Source organism: Jiella sonneratiae, assembly GCF_017353515.1.
Classification (GTDB): domain Bacteria; phylum Pseudomonadota; class Alphaproteobacteria; order Rhizobiales; family Rhizobiaceae; genus Jiella; species Jiella sonneratiae.
In genome coordinates, this window is record NZ_JAFMPY010000009.1 from 143,645 (window position 1) to 161,837 (window position 18,193).

At 67.7% G+C, this 18,193-nt stretch carries 18 protein-coding genes; 9 read left to right on the forward strand and 9 right to left on the reverse strand.

Annotation, left to right across the window (positions count from 1 at the left end; translation table 11 throughout):
* Window position 1: 1 nt before the first annotated feature.
* From J1C47_RS11000 to glcF, 5 genes are read left to right on the forward strand one after another with little or no spacing between them, the layout of a single operon-like run.
* The gene (locus tag J1C47_RS11000; protein ID WP_207350810.1) at window positions 2–610 is read left to right on the forward strand and encodes a Uma2 family endonuclease; all 609 of its coding nucleotides are present in this window, start codon (window positions 2–4) and stop codon (window positions 608–610) included.
* 44 nt (window positions 611–654) lie between these two features.
* On the forward strand, window positions 655–1,851 hold the full coding sequence (gene glcE, locus J1C47_RS11005) for a glycolate oxidase subunit GlcE (protein ID WP_207350811.1): 1,197 nt from the start codon (window positions 655–657) through the stop codon (window positions 1,849–1,851).
* Between the two features lie 44 nt (window positions 1,852–1,895).
* Window positions 1,896–2,135, forward strand: coding sequence for a DUF433 domain-containing protein (locus J1C47_RS11010; RefSeq protein ID WP_207350812.1), 240 nt, complete (start codon window positions 1,896–1,898; stop codon window positions 2,133–2,135).
* Window positions 2,119–2,484, forward strand: coding sequence for a hypothetical protein (locus J1C47_RS11015; RefSeq protein WP_207350813.1), 366 nt, complete (start codon window positions 2,119–2,121; stop codon window positions 2,482–2,484). The genes J1C47_RS11010 and J1C47_RS11015 overlap by 17 nt, the downstream gene beginning before the upstream one ends.
* A gap of 1 nt (window position 2,485) precedes the next feature.
* On the forward strand, window positions 2,486–3,787 hold the full coding sequence (gene glcF / locus J1C47_RS11020; RefSeq protein WP_207350814.1) for a glycolate oxidase subunit GlcF: 1,302 nt from the start codon (window positions 2,486–2,488) through the stop codon (window positions 3,785–3,787).
* Between the two features lie 17 nt (window positions 3,788–3,804).
* On the opposite strand, the gene J1C47_RS11025 is transcribed toward glcF, so the two are convergent.
* Window positions 3,805–4,833: a DNA topoisomerase IB gene (locus J1C47_RS11025; RefSeq protein ID WP_207350815.1), complete on the reverse strand. Its 1,029-nt coding sequence runs from the start codon at window positions 4,831–4,833 to the stop codon at window positions 3,805–3,807.
* A gap of 172 nt (window positions 4,834–5,005) precedes the next feature.
* Between J1C47_RS11025 and J1C47_RS11030 the strand changes: the two genes are divergently transcribed.
* Complete coding sequence (locus J1C47_RS11030; protein WP_207350816.1) at window positions 5,006–5,224, forward strand: hypervirulence associated TUDOR domain-containing protein; 219 nt, start codon at window positions 5,006–5,008, stop codon at window positions 5,222–5,224.
* A 37-nt stretch (window positions 5,225–5,261) separates the two neighbouring features.
* Here the strand turns inward: J1C47_RS11030 and J1C47_RS11035 are convergent, their stop codons facing one another.
* Window positions 5,262–5,708: a YqaA family protein gene (locus J1C47_RS11035; RefSeq protein WP_207350817.1), complete on the reverse strand. Its 447-nt coding sequence runs from the start codon at window positions 5,706–5,708 to the stop codon at window positions 5,262–5,264.
* Between the two features lie 391 nt (window positions 5,709–6,099).
* Here J1C47_RS11035 and chrA point away from each other — a divergent pair, with 391 nt between their 5' ends.
* A complete protein-coding gene (gene chrA, locus J1C47_RS11040; protein WP_207350818.1) occupies window positions 6,100–7,521 on the forward strand; it encodes a chromate efflux transporter in 1,422 nt (473 codons plus the stop codon).
* 11 nt (window positions 7,522–7,532) lie between these two features.
* Here chrA and J1C47_RS11045 read toward each other — a convergent pair whose 3' ends face one another.
* Together J1C47_RS11045 and J1C47_RS11050 are read right to left on the reverse strand one after the other, a co-directional pair.
* Window positions 7,533–9,122, reverse strand: a complete 1,590-nt coding sequence (locus tag J1C47_RS11045) for a hypothetical protein (protein ID WP_207350819.1) — start codon at window positions 9,120–9,122, stop codon at window positions 7,533–7,535.
* Between the two features lie 136 nt (window positions 9,123–9,258).
* The gene (locus J1C47_RS11050; protein ID WP_207350820.1) at window positions 9,259–11,046 is read right to left on the reverse strand and encodes a hypothetical protein; all 1,788 of its coding nucleotides are present in this window, start codon (window positions 11,044–11,046) and stop codon (window positions 9,259–9,261) included.
* Between the two features lie 300 nt (window positions 11,047–11,346).
* On the opposite strand from J1C47_RS11050, the gene J1C47_RS11055 reads away from it, so the two are divergent.
* Window positions 11,347–12,243, forward strand: a complete 897-nt coding sequence (locus J1C47_RS11055) for a DUF1194 domain-containing protein (protein ID WP_245396491.1) — start codon at window positions 11,347–11,349, stop codon at window positions 12,241–12,243.
* Window positions 12,244–12,376: 133 nt separating this feature from the next.
* Here J1C47_RS11055 and J1C47_RS11060 read toward each other — a convergent pair whose 3' ends face one another.
* Entirely contained in the window at window positions 12,377–13,387 is a 1,011-nt protein-coding gene (locus J1C47_RS11060; RefSeq protein WP_207350869.1) for a GlxA family transcriptional regulator, read from the reverse strand.
* A gap of 214 nt (window positions 13,388–13,601) precedes the next feature.
* Complete coding sequence (locus tag J1C47_RS11065; RefSeq protein WP_207350821.1) at window positions 13,602–15,257, reverse strand: vWA domain-containing protein; 1,656 nt, start codon at window positions 15,255–15,257, stop codon at window positions 13,602–13,604.
* 92 nt (window positions 15,258–15,349) lie between these two features.
* Between J1C47_RS11065 and J1C47_RS11070 the strand changes: the two genes are divergently transcribed.
* Window positions 15,350–15,538: a hypothetical protein gene (locus J1C47_RS11070; protein ID WP_207350822.1), complete on the forward strand. Its 189-nt coding sequence runs from the start codon at window positions 15,350–15,352 to the stop codon at window positions 15,536–15,538.
* Window positions 15,539–15,627: 89 nt separating this feature from the next.
* Here the strand turns inward: J1C47_RS11070 and J1C47_RS11075 are convergent, their stop codons facing one another.
* The 3 genes from J1C47_RS11075 to J1C47_RS11085 all read right to left on the reverse strand — a co-directional run bounded on the left by J1C47_RS11075 (window position 15,628) and on the right by J1C47_RS11085 (window position 18,095).
* Window positions 15,628–15,999: a hypothetical protein gene (locus J1C47_RS11075; protein WP_207350823.1), complete on the reverse strand. Its 372-nt coding sequence runs from the start codon at window positions 15,997–15,999 to the stop codon at window positions 15,628–15,630.
* Between the two features lie 99 nt (window positions 16,000–16,098).
* Window positions 16,099–16,743, reverse strand: coding sequence for an exopolysaccharide biosynthesis protein (locus J1C47_RS11080; protein WP_207350824.1), 645 nt, complete (start codon window positions 16,741–16,743; stop codon window positions 16,099–16,101).
* A 200-nt stretch (window positions 16,744–16,943) separates the two neighbouring features.
* Window positions 16,944–18,095, reverse strand: coding sequence for a patatin-like phospholipase family protein (locus J1C47_RS11085; RefSeq protein WP_207350825.1), 1,152 nt, complete (start codon window positions 18,093–18,095; stop codon window positions 16,944–16,946).
* Window positions 18,096–18,193: the final 98 nt, after the last annotated feature.

Below are 18,193 nucleotides of genomic sequence, written 5' to 3' on the forward strand. Positions count from 1 at the left end.
GATGAGCGCGATCGAACGACTTCCCTCGCTCAAAGACGAGCCGCCGATGGACGAGGCGCGATTCCTGAAGTTCTTGGAAGCTCGGGGCGAGGACGAACGCTGGGAACTGATCGACGGGGAGCCGGTCCTGATGATGCATCCACCGAGCCTGAAGCATCATATCATCGGCCAGAACCTCGAGCGGCTGCTCAACGATGCCTTGGAAACTCAGGCATCGAAGTTGTTCGCGATTCGCGAGATCGGTCTGGCGGTCGAGGACAAGCCCAGTTTCCGGCCGCAGGCGGACGTCGCCGTCATAGACGATGACCATGGCGACAACCCCTATTTCGCCGAGCGCTTCTACCTCGTCGCCGAGGTGCTGTCGGACTCGAACACTCGGGAATTCATCAGCACCAAGCGCCTGCGCTATGCCGATCATGCCGACTGCCTGCACGTCCTGATCATTTCACAGGCCGATTTTGCCGTCGAGATCTGGTCGCGATCGAACGGCTGGCAGGGCCGCGTGCTGCGATCCCCTGAAGATCTCGTCGAGCTTCCGGAATTCGGGTTCACCTGCAGGGTGGTTGATATCTACGCCCGGACCGACCTCGTGCGGCGGCACCGCGCATGAACGATTCGGGCCGATCATTTGACGCGTCGCCGCAGGAACGCGTGATGACGCCGGGGAGTGAAGCGGACCTCCGCGACATCGTGGCCGTGGCCGTCTTAGCCGAGGAACCGCTGGCGATCGAGGGCACCGGGTCGAAGCGCGGCCTCGGCCGGCCGGTGCAGGCGGCGCGCACGCTGTCGCTCGCCGGCATGAGCGGCGTGACCCTCTACGAGCCGGAAGAACTGGTTCTGTCGGCAAAGGCCGGCACGCCGATCGCCGAGATCGAGGCGCTCCTCGATGCGCACGACCAGCGGCTGGAATTCGAGCCGATGGATTACGGTCCGCTGCACGGGCTGGAACCTTGGCAGGGGACGCTCGGCGGGGTCGTCGCCTGCAACCTCTCCGGCCCGCGGCGGCTGAAGCAGGGTGCGGCGCGCGATCACATCCTCGGCGTCCGCGCCGTGTCGGGGCGGGCCGAGATTTTCAAGTCCGGCGGGCGGGTGGTGAAGAACGTCACCGGCTACGACCTGTCGAAGGGCCTCACCGGCTCCTACGGCACGCTCGCGGTGATGAGCGAGATCACCGTCAAGGTGCTGCCGAAATCCGAGACCGAGGCGACGCTGGTGCTGCGCGGCCTGTCGGACGAGGAGGCGGCGGGTGCGATGGCCGCCGCGATGGGCTCGCCCGCCGAGGTCTCGGGCGCAGCGCATCTGCCGGCCTATGTCGCCGCGCGGGTCGCCGATGCAGCGCTCGGCGAGGCCTCGGCGACGCTGATCCGCATCGAGGGTTTCGGCCCGTCGGTCGAGGCGCGGGCGGCACATCTCGGCAAGGCGCTCGAACGGGTGGCGGCGCTGGAGCGGCTCGAACCGGAAGCCTCCCGCCGCGTGTGGCGGGACGTTCGTGACGTCCGGCCATTCGTCGACGGGACGCAGAAGCCGGTCTGGCGGCTCTCCGTCACGCCGACGAAGGGTCATGCGGTCGTCATGAGCCTCAGGATGCAGGCGGCGATCGACGCCTTCTACGACTGGCAGGGCGGTCTCGTCTGGCTGCGGATGGAGGCCGGCGAGCCGGAGGACGGTCTCGTTCGCGAGACCCTGCGGCGGTTCGGGGGCGGCCACGCCACCCTGGTCAGGGCAAGCGAAAGCGTTCGGGCGGCGACGGCGGTATTCCAGCCGCAGGAGCCGGCGCTGGCGGGCCTCTCGAAACGGTTGAAGGCGCAGTTCGATCCGAAGGGCGTGCTCAATCCGGGTCGGATGGGCTAGAGTGATCGTTCGGACGAGATGGACATGCGTGAGGAGGTTTCGGTATGAGGATCGACCAGGTGATCAGTTCGGATCCGGAGATCATGTCTGGCGAGGTTGTCTTTGCCGGTACGCGCGTGCCCATCGACGCGCTTTTCGAGAACATTGCCAGCGGGCTCAGTTTCGAAGATTTTCTCGACAATTTCCCGACGGTCACGCGTGAACAAGCGCAAGCTGCTTTGATCTTCGCAGGCGAACATCTGAAGTCGTTCCATCGGTGGCAGAACTTTGAAAGCGCTGCTTGATGAGGGAGTCCCGAAAGCGGTTGCTCGACTGCTCCAGGAAAAGGCGTTGAACGTCTCGAGGTTTCCCAACGATTGGAAGGGGCTTCGCAATGGCGAACTCCTCCGCCGTCTGATCGATGGCGGCTACGACTGCCTCATCACCTGTGACAAAAACCTCATCTTCCAACAGGATACACGCGAAAGAGGGATCAGCATCATCGTGCTTCCCGGTCAGGACGTCGTTATGTTGCGCGCCATCGCCGAAAGCATCGTGACCGCGGTGGCGAAGGTTCGACCCGACAGTCCTCTTTTCATTCAACATGACGGCGCAATCAGCCGATTCAGAGCCAGAAGTCGGCAGAAGAAGTAAAATGCAAACCGCCTTCACCGCAGACCAGCTCGACCAGCCCGACGTCGCGCATTCGGAAAAGATCATCCGCAAATGCGTGCATTGCGGCTTCTGCACCGCGACCTGCCCGACCTACGTCACGCTGGGCAACGAGCTCGACAGCCCGCGCGGAAGAATCTACCTGATCAAGGAGATGCTGGAAAACGACCGGCCGGCGGACGAGAAGGTCGTCACCCATATCGACCGCTGCCTCTCCTGCCTCGCCTGCATGACCACCTGCCCGTCGGGCGTGAACTACATGCATCTCGTCGATCACGCCCGCGCCCATATCGAGCGAACCTATCGGCGCCCCTTCGTCGACCGGACGATCCGGCGGATTCTCGCGGCGACGCTGCCCTATCCGGCGCGGTTCCGGGCCAGCCTGACGCTGGCAAGGCTCGGCCGCCCCTTCGCGCCGCTGTTCGATGCGGTCAAGCCGCTGAAGCCGTTCGGGGCGATGCTGCGGCTTGCGCCCGTGACGCTGCCGGCGAAGTCGCCGGTCAACGCGCCGGCCGTCCATCCCGCCGCGGGGGCGCGGAAGAAGCGCGTCGCGCTGCTTGGCGGCTGCGCCCAGTCGGTGCTCGATCCGAAGATCAACGAGGCGACGGTGCGGCTGCTCACCCGGCTCGGCGTCGAGGTGGTGGTTCCGGCGGGCGAGGGCTGCTGCGGTGCGCTCGTCCACCACATGGGCCAGGAGGAGCCGGCGCTCGACTTCGCCCGCGCCAATATCGACGTCTGGGCGCGCGAGATCGAAAAGGGCGGGCTCGACGCCATCGTCATCACCGCGTCAGGCTGTGGCACGACGATCAAGGACTATCACCACATGCTGCGGCTCGATCCCGCCTATGCCGAGAAGGCGGCCGCCGTGTCGGCGCTGGCGAAGGACGTGACCGAACTCCTTGCCGAACTGGAACTGCCGGCGCCGCAGGACACCGGCGGGCTGACCGTCGCCTATCACTCCGCCTGCTCGATGCAGCACGGCCAGCGGATCGTCCGCCAGCCGAAGGCCTTGCTAGCGAAGGCCGGCTTCAGCGTCCGCGACGTGCCGGAAGGCCATCTGTGCTGCGGCTCAGCCGGCACCTACAACATCATGCAGCCGGAAATCGCGGCGCGGCTACGCGACCGCAAGGTCAAGAACATCGAGAGCGTCGCGCCGCAGGCCATCGCCACGGGCAACATCGGCTGCATGACCCAGATCGGCGGCGCGACGAAGATCCCCGTCATCCACACGGTCGAGCTTCTCGACTGGGCCTTCGGCGGCGAAAAGCCGGCCGCGATCGCCTGAGGACTGCGCCTGAGGAACTACCGCGCGACCTGTTCGAGGAAACGCATCAGCCCGGTCTCGGGCGCGGTCAGCCGCTCCCGGCACCGGCCGCGCAACAGATCCTCGCCGAGGGCGCCGGCCTCGAAGGCCTCGACGATCGCCGGATGGACGTAGGACGAGCGGGCGACGGCCGGCGTGTTGCGCAGCCGCTGCGACACCGACCGCATCGCCGCTGCGACGGCGCGCTTCTTCTTGTTCGGCGTGTCGGCGTCGCCGGCATCTTCGATGAGATAGCGCAGCGCCTCGGCCGAGCCGTGGAAGGTGCGGAAGTCCTTGGCCGAAATGTGCGCCCCGGAGGCCTCCGCGAGATACTCGTTGAGAAGGTTTGCGGTCAGTTCCCGCTGCTTCCTGGTCTTGCCGGGGAAGCGGAACAGCCGCTGCCCGCGCCCCTGGCGCATCTTCTTCAGCGAGGCAACGAGCGGGCGCTCGGCGATCTCGATCCGGTGTTCCTTGTTCGACTTGCCGACGAACTGCAGCACCGCGACCTTGCCGACGATCCTGAGGTTCTGCCGCCTGAGGGAAGCGACGCCGCGGCCGCCGTCGGCGGCGTATTTCTCGTGGCCGGGGCGCATCGCGGCGACGTCGACGAGGCGGGTCGCCACCGCCGCCGTCATCCGCCGGTCGGCCTTGCGGCGTCGCAGGTCCCGCTCGATCTGGCCGCGCAGGGTCGGCAGCGCCTTGCCGAACCGCATGAGCCGCTCGGTCTTGACCGCATTGCGCACGTTCACCCAGGCATCGTGATAGCGATACTGCAACCGCCCCTTCTCGTCGCGGCCGACGGCCTGGATGTGGCCGTTCTCGTAGACGCAGATCTTCACACCCGTCCAGGCCGGCGGGATGACCAGGGCCTTCACCCGCCGCTTCAACTGCCTGTCGTGGATCGTCTCGCCCGACCGCAGGCAGATCTTGAAGCCGCGTCCGCATTTGTGGCGCTCGATCTCGAAGGTCTCGGGATCGACCATTTCGAGCCCATAGCGCTCGGCGTGCATGGCGAGTTCGTATTGCATCGGCTTCGTCGGCGTCGGGTTTCGTTCGGACTCGGCAAACGCCGGCCGCGTCCCCAGCGTTCCGCACCCGCCTGCGACGATTTCGCCCCGCGGATCAGAGACTTGCCGGGGAACCGATGGTGCGGGGCGGGCTTTTCGCCGCAAACCGCATCGGCAAGAAGAGGTTGCGACGATGACGAAATTCCGCAAGGGTCAGAATGTCGCCTGGTCCTGGGGCAACGGCGAAGGCGAGGGCAAGGTCAAGGACCGTTTCACCGAGAAGGTCACCCGCAAGATCGGCGGCAGCGAGATCACCCGCAATGCCAGCGAGGACAACTCGGCCTATCTGATCGAGCAGGAGGACGGCAGCGAGGTGCTGAAGTCGGAATCGGAACTGAAGAAGCCGGACTGACGCGGCACGTGCTTTCGGGAAGAGCGGGAAACTGCCGTCAGATCCACGGCCAGCTCAGCACGCCGGCCGCGACGACGAGATAGCGGCCGAGCTTTCCCAGACCGACGAGGAGCATGAAGAGCGCGGCATCGACCCGCGCGATGCCGGCGACGAGCGTCAGCGCGTCGCCGGCCACCGGCACGAAGGCGAAGAGCAGTGTCCAGACGCCCCAGCGCCTGAAGAATGCCGTGAAATGCTCGATCTCGTCTCGCTTCACGGGAAACCAACGCCGGTCCTGCCAGGCCATGAGGAAGCGCCCGCAGGCCCAGTTGACGAGCGAGCCCAGGGTGTTGCCGACCGTCGCAAGGCCGATCAGCAGCCAGGGATCGGCAGATTTCTCGATCAGGCCCGCCGCGAGCACCACCTCCGAGCCGCCCGGCAGGAAGGTGGCGGCGAGAAAGGCCGACCAGAACATCGCAGCGGCTGCGAGAAAACCATCCGTCATGGCTTTGCTGGTAGAGCATGATCCATGAAAGTGGGAACCGGTTTTTGGAGAGACCACGCGCCCATGGGAAGAATGAGGAGGATGGCGACCGGCGCTCTTCCATCCCGCTCTCGCCGAGCCGGGACGATCCTTGAAGCGTGAAGCTCAGTGTCCCCGATCCTCGGGGCGGGCAGTGATGCGAGGCACGAGCGGGGTGGGAGATGAAAGCGCGGCGACCGCGTCACACGGTTGACACCGACGGGTGCGTCCATCGCCTGATGAAGGATGCCGACTGCCGCATCGACGCCGTCTCGACACGGCTTCCGACAATGCCGCCGCCTCTTGCGGCCGGCCCTGCTTCGTCGGGGCGCCGGCCCGCATTCGTCCTTCCCGACGCCCGAGGTGCCGCTCCATGCAGCGCGTAACGGACGCAGCAAAAGCCGGCGTCTCCATCGCCCCTGTCGTCCCGTTCGGCGAGGCGACGCGGACCTTCGCGCGCATCGCCTGTCTCTCCTTCGGCGGTCCGGCCGGCCAGATCGCGGTGATGCATCGCATCCTCGTCGAGGAAAAGCGCTGGATCGACGAGGACCGCTTCCTGCATGCCCTGAATTTCTGCATGCTGCTGCCGGGCCCCGAGGCCCAGCAGCTCGCGACCTATTGCGGCTGGCTGCTCCACCGCGTCGCCGGCGGCCTCGTGGCGGGGCTGCTCTTCGTCCTGCCGGGATTCCTGGCGATCATGGCGCTCAGCATCGTCTATGCCGCCTATGGCGAGGTCGGCCTCGTCGCGGCGGCGCTTCTGGGGCTGAAGGCGGCGGTTCTCGCCATCGTCCTCCAGGCGGTGAGCCGCATCGGCGGCCGGGCATTGAAGAATCGCTGGATGGTCGGCATCGCGGCGCTCGCCTTCACGGCGATCTCCGTCTTCGGCGTGCCGTTTCCGCTGATCGTCGCCTCGGCCGGCCTTCTCGGCTTCGCCAGCCGGTGGATCGGCGGTCCGGCCTTCGGCGGCAGCAAGGGCGGCGATGCCGGCCGGAGGGATGCGGCATCACGCGAGCCGAACGGCACCGTCGCGACGCCCGCAGAAGCTTCCGGCGCTCCGCCTTGGCGATCGGCGCCGCGGGAGGGACGGTCCGCCCTGTTTGCCGCAGGCGCCTGCCTCCTCGCCTGGCTGCTGCCGGTGGCCGGGCTGCTGCTTTTCTTCGGCCGGGGCAACGTCTATGCCGAGATCGCGGTGTTCTTCTCCAAGATGGCGGTCGTCACCTTCGGCGGTGCCTACGCCGTCCTCGCCTATGTCGCGCAGGAGGCGGTCGGCACCCATGGCTGGCTCCGCCCGGGCGAAATGCTCGACGGGCTCGGCCTCGCCGAGACGACACCCGGCCCCTTGATCATGGTGACCCAGTTCGTCGGCTACCTTGCCGCCTTCCGTGCGCCGGGCAGCCTCGATCCTTATTTGGCGGGGGCGCTCGGGGCCTGCCTCACGACATGGGTGACCTTCGCGCCGTGCTTCCTGTGGATCTTCGCCGGCGCGCCCCATGTCGAGGCCCTGCGCGGAAACCGGGCGCTTTCGGCGGCGCTCTCGGCGATCACGGCCGCCGTCGTCGGGGTCATCCTCAACCTCGCGGTCTGGTTCGCCCTACACGTCCTGTTCTCGAAGATCGGGACGGTTCACTGGGCCGGCCTGTCGCTCGCCGTGCCGGTGCCTTCGAGCCTTGAGCCGCTCGCCCTCGCCCTGTTCGGGCTGGCGGCGGCGGCGGTCTTCGTGCTCCGCTGGGGCGTCCTTTCGACGCTCGCCCTCTGCGTCGTCGCCAGCATCGGCGCTTCCGCCCTGCCGGGCTGAGCGTCGGAGCGTCAGAGCGGCTGGCCGCCCGCTCCGCCTGCTCCTTCGCCGGGGGTCGAGCCGGGGGTCGAGCCGGGGGCAGCCCCCGTCGGAGGCTCTGCGGCGGCATCGGGCCCCTTGATCGTCACGCCGTTGATCTTCACCGAACCGTCGGCCGCCGTCTCGATCAGCCATTGCGTCCGGCCGTCCGGCAGCTGCTTGCCGAAGCCCTTGGCCATCGAGCCGAAGGCGAAGCCCTGCAGCGCCTGCTGGTCCTTCGCGCCGGCGTCCTGAAGCGCCTTCAGCGTCTTGTCGAGGCCGGTCGCGACGATGTCGAAGCGCGTCTGCGGCTTGTCGCCTTCGAAGGTCATCTGCCCGTCGACCGTCAGCTCGTAGTCGCGGGCGGCGAGCTTGACGTTCTCGAAGCGGAGTTCCGGCCGGTGCTTCTCGAAGGTCGCGGCGATCTCCTGGCCGACCTCGTCGGAGATCGGCTTTTCCGCCGAGAGATCGAGGCGCGAGACGAGGATGCGCGCCGGGGTCTCGAGATCGACCTTCGCCCCGACGACGTCGAAGGCCGCATCGGCCGGGATCAACGGCTTCGCCCATTCGGGGATCTGCGGGAAGTCGACGACCATGCCGCCGGCGGCGACGTGGTAGCGGTAGGTGCCGTCGGTGACGATCCCGTCGCCGGAGACCGCGACGGCGAAGCTGCCGATCTCGACCTTGCCGAAGGGGGTCTTCACCGAGAGACCGTCGAGGCTGGTGTCGCCGCTGATGCTCGCCCAGAGCGGCATCGCCTCGCCGATCATGTGCTTCATGTCGCTCTCGGCCGCCCGCAGGCTTCCGTCGGCCGAGCGACGCAGCAGGAAGGCGAGGAGATCGGCGATCTGCCGGGACCTGAAGTCCGTCGCATCCGAGGTGACGCCATAGGAGCCGGCGGTGATCGTCATGTCGAGGAGTTCGTCCGGCTTGGCCGGATCGAGCGGCATCCGCAGCGTCTCGGTCAGGCCGTTCGCCTTCTGGGTCAGCGTGTAGTCGACGTTGCCGTTCGGCCTGACCAGTGATTTCGTCTCGAAGGTCTGCGGCCCGACCCGGGCCGAGACCGACCCGTTCGGCTGGGTCTGCGTCACGACGATCTCGTCGATCGTGCCGGTGCCCGTCAGGAAGCCGCGGATCGCCGGCGCGTAGACGCCCTCCATCCGCACGCCGTTGATGGCATAGTCGGTGTGGGTCTTCTGGCCGTTGACGACGAGATCGTAGGACATGGCGACCGCCCCGTCGGAGGTCACCTTCCAGTTGCCGTCGTCCTGCTGGCTGACGATCATCGCATAGGGGCTGAGATCGAAGTCGATGTTGCCGGCCTGCGGCAGGCCGGTCGACAGGCCGTTCTTGCCGCCGAAGACGATGCGGTAGCCGGCCGGGTCCGGCTCGATGCTCACGAGGCCGTTCTCGAAGGGCAGGGGGCCGAGATAGTCCTTGAGGGCGGCGGTCAGGGCGGCGGCGCCGAGGGCGGTTCCGGCCTTGCCGGCGGTGGCGTCGCCGGCCGCCGTTGCGGCAGGCTGCGCCGGTGCGGCGACGGGAATGAGGACGAGAAGGGCGGCGAGGGCGGTGCGCAGCTGCATCGTGTTCGGGTCCGGCTGGGGGTCGATCGAAGAACCGACAGTGGAAAGCCGAGACGTCCCGGCCCTCCTTCGCCGAAATCTTGGCGAAAAACCGCGTCCGGGAAAAGACCCTTCGGTCAGGGGCCGGTGCCGGCGGTCACTGCCGCTGCGGCATCCCGGCGACTTTCGTGCCCGACTCGCTCCTGGCCGGTTCCGCCATGGCTGCGACGGCGGGGGAGACATAGGCGTCCCAGCAGGGCGTCAGCGCGATCTTCGCCTTCTCCTGCAGCGCCGTTTCGTAGAGGTCGCGCAGCTTGCGGTTCGCTCCCGTCACCGGACAGCGGGGATAGAGGACGAGATCGGTCGCCCGGACCGCCGAAAGCACCGCGCCGTCGGGGTCGGGGACGGCGCGATAGGGGTCGGCGCCGATGGCGATGCCGTGCGGCGCCTGCCGGCCGAGGAGGAAGGGGAAGGGGTTGGTGAAGTTCAGGTTCATGATGGTGTCGAAGTGCACGCCGTGGGCCGCCTCGAAGGCCTTGATCGCCCCGACCGCCTCGTCCACCGTCATCAGCCAGGTGAGCTGGAAGTCCGGCGCGGTGTAGAGCGTGAAGTCCGGCAGCTCGCCGGCATCGGCGATCGCCTCGTAGGTGGCGGGGTGGGCGGCGTAGATGGCCTTCATCACCTCGGCATGGTGGATGATCTCGGAGCGCTGCGACACCTGGCCGAGCGGCCCGAGATGCTCGTTGGCGAGTTGCTGATAGTGAATCTGGCCGACGAAGGCGCGGGCCGCCCGCGAGGTGACCTCGGCGAGATAGGGCAGAGAGCTGGCGGCGATGAGGATCGCAAGGACTGCGAGCCGCCGGCCGGACAGCGCGCCGCGCCCGGTCCAGACGAAGAGCAGGGCCGGCCAGACGAAGATGAAGCCCTGGCCGCCGGTGTTCTGGGTCTCGACGAACAGCGCGGCGAAGATCGATGCGCCCAGCCAGACGATCGGTCGGTCGACGAGGCCGGCGAGCCTCTCCCTGCTTGGAGAGCGCAGCAGGGCGGTCGCCGCGCCGAGAAGGCTCCGGCCGTCGAGGACGGCGAGCGTCAGCATGAGCAGCGCCAGCGGGCCGAAGACGCGGAAATGGATCGAGGCCGCCTGCAGGAAGCGCGGCAGGAGGCTGTCCTCGTTCATCGCGAGCAGCGCGGCGATGTCGCCGACATAGGCCGAGACGATGCCGAGCGAGACTTCGAGCACCGCGAGCACGGCGAGGAAGATCGCCGCCGTCGCGGCCGCGAGGCGAAGGTCGATCCGCCGCGCGAGCAGCGCCACGGCACAGAGCAGGCCGCCGCCGATGAAGCCGGTGACCTTGGTGAGGAACAGCGCGAGCATCGTGCCGGCGACGACGGCGAGCATGACCCGCCAGGAGCGGACGAAGAGGAGACCCGCGGCGAGGACGTAGAGGATCTCGGTGATCTGCCGGTTGTAGATGCCGAAGCCGTCGACGCTCGGGAAGGAATAATATTCGGTGACGTTGAACGGCAGCAGCTGGAAGACGAGAAACGGCAGCAGCAGGGCCAGCGCCAGTCCGCGCGAGCGCCGGTCGACCTCGGCCGCGACGAGGCCGATCAGCGGCCCGGTGACGAGGAACAGCGACCACTGCGCGACGAGCAGCGGCTGGCCGTGCGGGAACAGCCGCTCGACGAAGGCGAAGAGCCAGTAGCCGAGCGGGCCGACCGGGGTGAAGAAGTCCACCCCCGGCACCTGGCCGGTGAAGATGCGGTTGGCGGCGTCGAAGTAGATGAACAGGTCCCAGTACATCGCGCCGATCGGCACGGTGAGGGGGAGGACCAGGAGGAAGACGAGGATCGCCGCGATGACGCAAAGGATCAGCGGCGGCGAGGCGAGGGCCGCGAGGGATCCGAGAGGATGGGATTGTCTTGCCGTCGAGGTGAGCGTCACGATGAACGGTCCCGCGTTGCGATTTCCGGCCGCATCATGCCGCAGCGGCATTAAGAAAGGCTGAGGATTGCCGGTCAAATCCCGTGCGGGCCCCGTGCCTTGCGGCGGGCGCGAGCGACACGGGCGGCCTGTGACGGCTTTGTGAATTGCGCCGCCGGTGCGTCGGCGTAGCGTATTGCGATGCACAAGCGGCGGCGCAACCTGGCGGGGCGTGACGGCGGGCGATCGGGCTGCGGCCCGGCCGGCGCGGCAGCCTGCGGCCGGCAGGGGCGACCGGAGATCGCGTCCGGGAAGGTCGCGATGGGGCCGGTGTCGGCGATCGGCCCGGCGCTGCTGGCCATCGGTCTTTCCTTCGCAATGGTGCTTTCGCCGCTTCCGGCCGCGGCGCTCGACCGCGGCCTGTCGGATTTCGGCGCCGGCAGCCGGGCGCCGTCGGACGGCGAGCCGGTCGACGTCGAGCTCGTCCTGGCGGTCGACGTCTCCTGGTCGATGGATCAGGGCGAGCAGGAGATCCAGCGCGACGGCTATGCCGCGGCCTTCCGCGATCCCAAGGTGCAGGAGGCGATCCTCGACGGCGTCCACGGCCGCGTGGCGGTCACCTATGTCGAATGGGCCGGCGTCGCGTCGCAGACGATCGTCGTTCCCTGGACGCTGATCGATTCCAAGGCGGCGGCCGATTCCTTCGCCTACAAGCTCGCCACCGAACTCCCCGACCGCGAGCGCCGGACGTCGATCTCGGCCGCCATCGACCGCATCGCGCCGATGTTTGCGGGCAACGGCTTCGACGGTCTGCGCCGGGTCATCGACATTTCCGGTGACGGGCCGAACAACCAGGGCCGGATGGTCACGGTCGCCCGCGACGAGGCGGTCGCCAAGGGCATCACCATCAACGGCCTGCCGCTGATGACCTCCGACATGGGCTTTTCCTGGGGGTCGATCGCCCATCTCGACCGCTATTATTCCGACTGCGTCATCGGCGGCCCCGGCGCCTTCGTGATCCCGGTGAACGACTGGTCGCAGTTTCCCGAAGCGGTGCGGCGCAAGCTGATCCTGGAACTCGCCGGCGGCTGGCCGGTCGGGCGCGGCGGCGGCGGTGGCGCCGTCGTGAAGGTGCAGGACGTGCCTCCGGCCGACTGCCTCGTCGGCGAGAACATGTGGATGGAGCGCCAGCAGCGCTGGATGGACGACAGCCGATAGGCGCCGGGTTGCGCGACGGCGCTGGGCGCGATTTCTCGCAGTGCCGGACGTCAGGGTTTTTGAGCCGCTGCGCCGGCTTCGCTCGTCGGCCTGCTGCCGGCGGAACGGCGGCGGTTCGGCCGGGCCGGGTGCATCAGGCGGCGGAGACGGCCTTCTTCAGCCGCCCGGCGCGCTCCTGCTGCGGCGTGCGGTCGTAGAGTTCGCGGTAGCACTTGGCGAAATGCGACGCGGAGACGAAGCCGCAGGCGATCGCGATCTCGACGATCGGCAGCTGCGACTGGCGCAGGAGATGGCGGGCCCGGTCGAGCCGCATCTCGAGATAGTAGCGGGCCGGCGAAAGCCCCATCTCCCGTTCGAACAGCCGCTCCACCTGACGCCGCGACAGGCCGACATGGTCGGCGATCTCGGCGAGCGAGAGCGGGTCGGCGAGATTGGACTCCATGATCTCGATCGCCCGCACCACTTTGGCATGCTGGACGCCGAGGCGCGCCGTCAGCGGCACCCGCTGGCGGTCGTGCGGCGCCCGCACCCGGTCGGTGATCGCCTGTTCGCAGACCCTGTTCACCACCCCGTCGCCGAGATCCTCACGGATCAGCGTCAGCATCATGTCGAGAGCGGCCGTCCCCCCGGCGCAGGTGTAGAGATTGTGGTCGATTTCGAAGAGGTCGGCATAGACCTCCGCCAGCGGAAAGGCTTCGGCGAAGCCCGCGAGATTCTCCCAGTGGATGGCGCATTTTCGCCCGGACAGGAGGCCGGCCCGGGCGAGCAGCCAGGCGCCGGTGCAAAGGCCGCCGACCGAGACGCCGCGCTGGTGCGCCTCCCGCAGATAGGAGAAGACCTGCCGGTCGCCGAACTCCTCGACCGCGATGCCGGAGCAGGCGAAGATCATCGAGGGCCGGCCGTTCGAGACGAGCAGGCGCCGCTCCTCCTCGACGCTCGCGGAGACCGAGCAGGCGACGCCGTTCGAGGCCTCGACGCTTCCGCCGTCGGGGGAGGCGAGGCGCCAGCGATAGGTCTCGCGCCCGACGATGCGGTTGGCGATCCGCAGCGGCTCGACCGCATTGGCAAACGCGATCATCGAGAAATTCGGCACGAGCAGGAACACGATCGTGCGCCGCGGCTGATCCGCGGCGGCGCCGACCATGACGGTGCCGAGCCCCGTCCCCGATTCGTCAACAGTGTCCATCGAAAGCCATCGTCGAACGAAATCGCGTCATTTCGTCGGCATTGCACGACCGGAGGGTGACGAATTTTCGTCGATCCGGCAACGCCCTGGCCGCAACGCCGCCGGCTTCGCCGAGGCGGGCGCTCCCGCCGGCCGCTCGTTCGGCCGCTGTTCGTCCGGCCCTGGCTCGGGCTCAGCTGACGATGCGGATCCTCAGAACGCGTTCGGCGATGTCGCTGAAGGTCTTGGTCAGTTCGCTCGCCACCGTGACCGGGAAATAGTGTTCCTCGTCCGTGGCGCAGGCCTTCAGCAGCGTCTCGTTGCCGCCCATCAGCCGGATGGTGAAGAGCTCGATGTCCTTCTTCTTGGCGTTGGCGCAGGCGGCGGCGGTGCGTGCGTCGATCAGCGACGCCTGGCTGCCGCCATACCAGCGGTTTTGGGTGTTGTTGCCGTCGGTGAGCACGATCATCACCTTCTGCGTCCGGCTGTCGGTGTTGGCTCCTGCGAGCGGGTAGGTGGGGGTGAAGGCTTCCATGCCCCACTGCACGCCGATGGTGATGTTGGTGTTGCCGGAGGGCTGCATCGCATCGACCTTGGTCTTCAGCGTGGCGAGGTCGGTGGTCAGCGGATAGACCGCGAGGAGCGTGCTCGTCGCGCAGTTGGCCTTCGGATAGAGCGTGTCGGCGATGGCCGACTGCGGCGCGTCGTCCTGGACGTCGTAGGGCTGCGTCCGGTCGATCACGCAGCCCGACCAGACCTGCGAACTGGTCAGGATCAGGTCGTTGTTGGCGGTTTCCGTGTCGTTGTTCTTGGTGGCCACCGGCGACGACGTGGTGGTCGTGATCGTCGCCGAATAGATGCGGGTGGTGCTGCCGTAGACCGTCGTCGAACAGCCATGGTGGCCGCAGGAAATCGAGGCATTCCGGCGCTCGATCACGAACAGGCTGCCGGACTTGTAGGCGCTGTAGGAATAGGACGTGCAGAAGATGATGTAGCAGCCGGTCAGGACGTCTGTCGTGCCGACCTTGAAGCCGTCGCGGGTCGGGGAGCAGAAATAGCGGTCCCAGTCGTTGGCGCTGGCATTCAGCGCGCTGCAGTTCACGACCGGATCGCTCACCGACTGCGCCGCGACGCAGGCCGCCCGGTCGGTGAGATCGGTGATCGTCGAGCAGTTCGTCGTCGCATAGGGGTTCGACGCCGTCGCCGTGTAGGTGCCCATCGTCGTGGCGTCGAGCTTGACCTGCGTGTCGAAGGGGATCAGCGCCGCCTGGACCTTGGCGTCGCCGGACTCGGCGCCGTTGAACTGCTCGAGGAACAGCTTGACCGCGGCCTTCAGCTGGACCATCCGGCTGTCGTCCTTCATCGAGCCGGAGGAATCGAGCACGAGGACGATGTCGAGCGGGATGTTGGCGCGGGCGGACACCGCCTCGACGCCGACGTCGAGCGAGGCGACGTGCATCAGGCTGAGGAAGGGCGTGTCGACGGAAAAGTCGATGGTGTACTTGTACTCGCCGTTCTCGATCGAGAGGTTTTCGCCGGAGACGTCGGCGTCGATGTCGTCGCCGACATTAGCGAGGAAATACATGTCCGCCAGCCGCTCGCGCTCGGTGGCATCGGTCCCGACATATTTCGCGGCGGCAACGACCGCGGCATCCGCGGCGGACTGCGCCTCCGCCTTGTGGCGCCAGGTGTTGGCGACGTCGACGCCGCCGCCGAGCGCCAGGATCAGCGGGATCGCCGCCAGCCCCGTCATCATGCCGAAATTGCCGGCGCTGTCGCCGGCAAGGCGACGAAGGGCGCCGACCCAGCGATCGATGCGATGGGACAGTCGGGACGGTGAGTGCGCCATGTCGTGATCCTCCGCCAGACCGATTCTCGGAGGAATAGCATTCGTCATTCGACCTTAACGCGCGGCCAACTTTTCCGTCGGGCAGCGCGAAAATGCCGATCGAGGCCGGCAAAGTGCAGAAAGGGTTAAGAATGGGTGGCGTCGCGCATCCGTCATGTCCGGATATCCGGCGGCGACAGACGATGACATCGATGCCGGCGATTCACCGGGCGATCGACTTGCCGGAATTGGGACGCCGCGACGATCGTCAGCCAGCCATCGGTCGCGCCGCCGCACCATGATTGCAAGAATGCTGAGCAGGCCCCCGCGATGCTCGAAAAATGCTTTCGTCAGCGCGCGTCCGCGCTGAACGAACCGGCGACCGGGCGGATCATTTCGACAGCCGGCGCTGGTTGGCCTTCACGCGCCGGGAATAGGGCCGCAGGCCTGCCGCCATGATCGCGTCCATCGCGTTGGCCGGGCCGCGTCCGCTCAGCGCCGCGAGGAAGGCGTCGCCGGCGGCCCGCGCGAAGGCCGTCTGCATCGCCACCGTGGCCTCGGCGGTTGCGGCGAGCTTCTCGGTGACCATCCGCGTCGCTTCGGACTTGTCCTTCGCCGTCGGGACGGTCGCCAGTGCGAACCAGAACTGCCCGAGCCGGCTGCCGATGACCAGGGGAGAGAGCGTCGCCAGGGTGACGAGTTCGGCGGCGCTCTTCGGCGCGTCGACGGTCATTTTGGGAGGAAAGGGCATCGCACGGCGCATGGATCAAGCCTCACGGGTTTTCGGCAGAACGCGTGAAGCCGGGGAAAGTCGCGCGTGCCTTCGAAAGAAAGTTGCGCGGGAGGCTGCCCGTCCGGCCGCTCAGAAGAACTGGAAGATGGCGAAGGCCGCCGCGCCGTAGAAAGCGCCGAGGACGATCAGGCCGATCAGGCCGGTGATCAGGGCTGCGGCGAGCCAGAGCCCGTCCCGCGTGCTGATCGAGACGCCGACGAGGGCGACCGAGATGCCCGGGATGAGATTGGTCAGCGGAAACGGGATCGCGACGATCGTCGCCATGATGAAGGAGTACCAACCGAGGATCAGAAGCAGCAGGCGCTCCGGCTCCAGCCAGTAGCGGTGCCGGGCCAGCCGCTCGATCTTGCGCAGCATCGGTCCGATCTTGTCCATCACCTGGGCGATGCGTTCGGGGCTCAGGCGCTTCGTGCCGACGAAATCCGGCAGCCAGAGGCGCGGCCGGCCGATCGCCAGCTGGAAGGTGAAGAACATCAGCGGCAGGCCGATGAAGAACGAGGCCGGCGGCGGCAGCGGGATGAGGTTGAGCCCGCCGAACAGGATGAAGAAGGCGCCGAAGGCGCGGGTGTCGAAGGCCTGCGAGAGTTCGTTGATCGTCGGCTCTTCGCGGCGACGGTGGCTGAAGGTGCGAAGGATCGCGGAAATCCGCTTCTGACGCTTGGCTCCTCGCCGCCGGAGGGCATGACGCAGGCTGGAAAAACCACCAGGGGGCACGGACGGGACTCTGTCGTATGACACTTCGATAGCTGCCGGGAACGAGGCTCGAACGGTGCCGGCCGCGATGGTGCCGCTGCGAGACGGCAGGCGGATCATCGACCGGCGCATGGGCTCACTATGCCCATTCCCGGCTTAAGTCGAGGTTTCCGGGGCGACGGCAAGACGCAATGCGGATCGATGTTGCGCGCCCGCGCCAATCAGTCGCCGGTGAGGTCGAGCACGGCGACCGTGTGGGGCGGCATCCGCCGATGCACGAAGCGCGGATCGTCCAGCGTCTGCTCGGCATCGCCGAAGCCGTCGCGCCACCGCTCGTCGACCGAGCGGCGGGAGAACTCGTAGTCCTTGGAGTCGCGGCTCGCCGCCTTGCGGCGGTTGATGAGGTGGACGATCGTCACCGAAGCGTCGTTCGTCGCCGCGGAGAGGAGTTCGACGTCCGGATCGGCGGCGAGTTCGGCCGGCAGCTTGTCGAGCAGCCGGTGCAGGGCGCGCTTCAGCTTGCGCTGTTCCTTCATCACGTCGGTGTTGAAACGCGTGCGGCTGGAGAAGCGGATGTCCTTTTCCCGCTCCGCGACGTCGAAGATCGTCCGCGGCAACGGCCCGCGGGCGGCGAAGAGATCGACCTGGAAGATGCACATGTCGTCACGGTGGTCGCGTTCGAGGACGTATTGCAGCGGCGTGTTCGAGACGAGACCGCCGTCCCAGTACCATTCGCCCTCGATCTCGACGGGCGGAAAGCCCGGCGGCAGCGCGCCGCTCGCCATCACGTGCTCGGGCCCGATCCGCGTCTCGGCCGTGTCGAAATAGCGGAAGTTGCCGGTCGCGACGTTCACCGCGCCGAGGCTCACCCGGGTCTCGCCGTCGTTCAGGAGGTCGAAGTCGACCAGCCGCTCCAGCGTGGCGCGCAGCGGCCGCGTGTCGTAGTAGCCGATGTCGGCGGGGTTGCCGTCCGGCACCAGATAGGTCGGCGGGAACCGCGGCTTGAAGAAGCCGGGAACGCCGTAGAGCGCCGTCGAGGCGGCGCTCGCCTCGTTGAACGCCGTCTGCAGGAAGAGGCCCGGAAGCGGCGGTCCGAAGGTGATGGCGGACGAGACCTCCTCCCAGAACCTGCGCACCGCCGACGCCCGTTTGCCAGGCGGGTTGCCGGCGACGAGCGCCGCGTTGATCGCGCCGATCGAGATCCCGGAAACCCAGTCCGGCCGCGCCCCGCGCCGCTCCATCGCCTCGAACACCCCGCCCTGGTAGGAGCCGAGCGCGCCGCCGCCCTGGAAGACCAGCACCAGCAGTTCGCTTTCCCTGGTGAGGGCGGCGTCGTTCGAGATCCGCCGGTCGGTGCCGTGAGTTGGCTGCATGTCGGGAAACCCTCCGATCGTCTTGCCGGGCCGTGCGGAGCGGTTCCTCGTCGCGGCCGGTCGATCTCCGACGCTACATATTGCGGCGCAGCAAGGAA

What these genes read in the sequence shown, in the direction of transcription:
- J1C47_RS11045 (WP_207350819.1), bottom strand. Translation starts at nt 9,122, where the DNA reads ATGCAGCTGCGCACCGCCCTCGCCGCCCTTCTCGTCCTCATTCCCGTC.
- J1C47_RS11070 (WP_207350822.1), top strand. Translation starts at nt 15,350, where the DNA reads ATGCCGATCGAGGCCGGCAAAGTGCAGAAAGGGTTAAGAATGGGTGGC.
- J1C47_RS11025 (WP_207350815.1), bottom strand. Translation starts at nt 4,833, where the DNA reads ATGCAATACGAACTCGCCATGCACGCCGAGCGCTATGGGCTCGAAATG.
- J1C47_RS11075 (WP_207350823.1), bottom strand. Translation starts at nt 15,999, where the DNA reads ATGCGCCGTGCGATGCCCTTTCCTCCCAAAATGACCGTCGACGCGCCG.
- J1C47_RS11010 (WP_207350812.1), top strand. Translation starts at nt 1,896, where the DNA reads ATGAGGATCGACCAGGTGATCAGTTCGGATCCGGAGATCATGTCTGGC.
- J1C47_RS11060 (WP_207350869.1), bottom strand. Translation starts at nt 13,387, where the DNA reads ATGGTCGGCGCCGCCGCGGATCAGCCGCGGCGCACGATCGTGTTCCTG.
- J1C47_RS11065 (WP_207350821.1), bottom strand. Translation starts at nt 15,257, where the DNA reads ATGGCGCACTCACCGTCCCGACTGTCCCATCGCATCGATCGCTGGGTC.
- J1C47_RS11000 (WP_207350810.1), top strand. Translation starts at nt 2, where the DNA reads ATGAGCGCGATCGAACGACTTCCCTCGCTCAAAGACGAGCCGCCGATG.
- glcE (WP_207350811.1), top strand. Translation starts at nt 655, where the DNA reads ATGACGCCGGGGAGTGAAGCGGACCTCCGCGACATCGTGGCCGTGGCC.
- J1C47_RS11035 (WP_207350817.1), bottom strand. Translation starts at nt 5,708, where the DNA reads ATGACGGATGGTTTTCTCGCAGCCGCTGCGATGTTCTGGTCGGCCTTT.
- J1C47_RS11030 (WP_207350816.1), top strand. Translation starts at nt 5,006, where the DNA reads ATGACGAAATTCCGCAAGGGTCAGAATGTCGCCTGGTCCTGGGGCAAC.
- J1C47_RS11085 (WP_207350825.1), bottom strand. Translation starts at nt 18,095, where the DNA reads ATGCAGCCAACTCACGGCACCGACCGGCGGATCTCGAACGACGCCGCC.
- glcF (WP_207350814.1), top strand. Translation starts at nt 2,486, where the DNA reads ATGCAAACCGCCTTCACCGCAGACCAGCTCGACCAGCCCGACGTCGCG.
- J1C47_RS11055 (WP_245396491.1), top strand. Translation starts at nt 11,347, where the DNA reads ATGGGGCCGGTGTCGGCGATCGGCCCGGCGCTGCTGGCCATCGGTCTT.
- chrA (WP_207350818.1), top strand. Translation starts at nt 6,100, where the DNA reads ATGCAGCGCGTAACGGACGCAGCAAAAGCCGGCGTCTCCATCGCCCCT.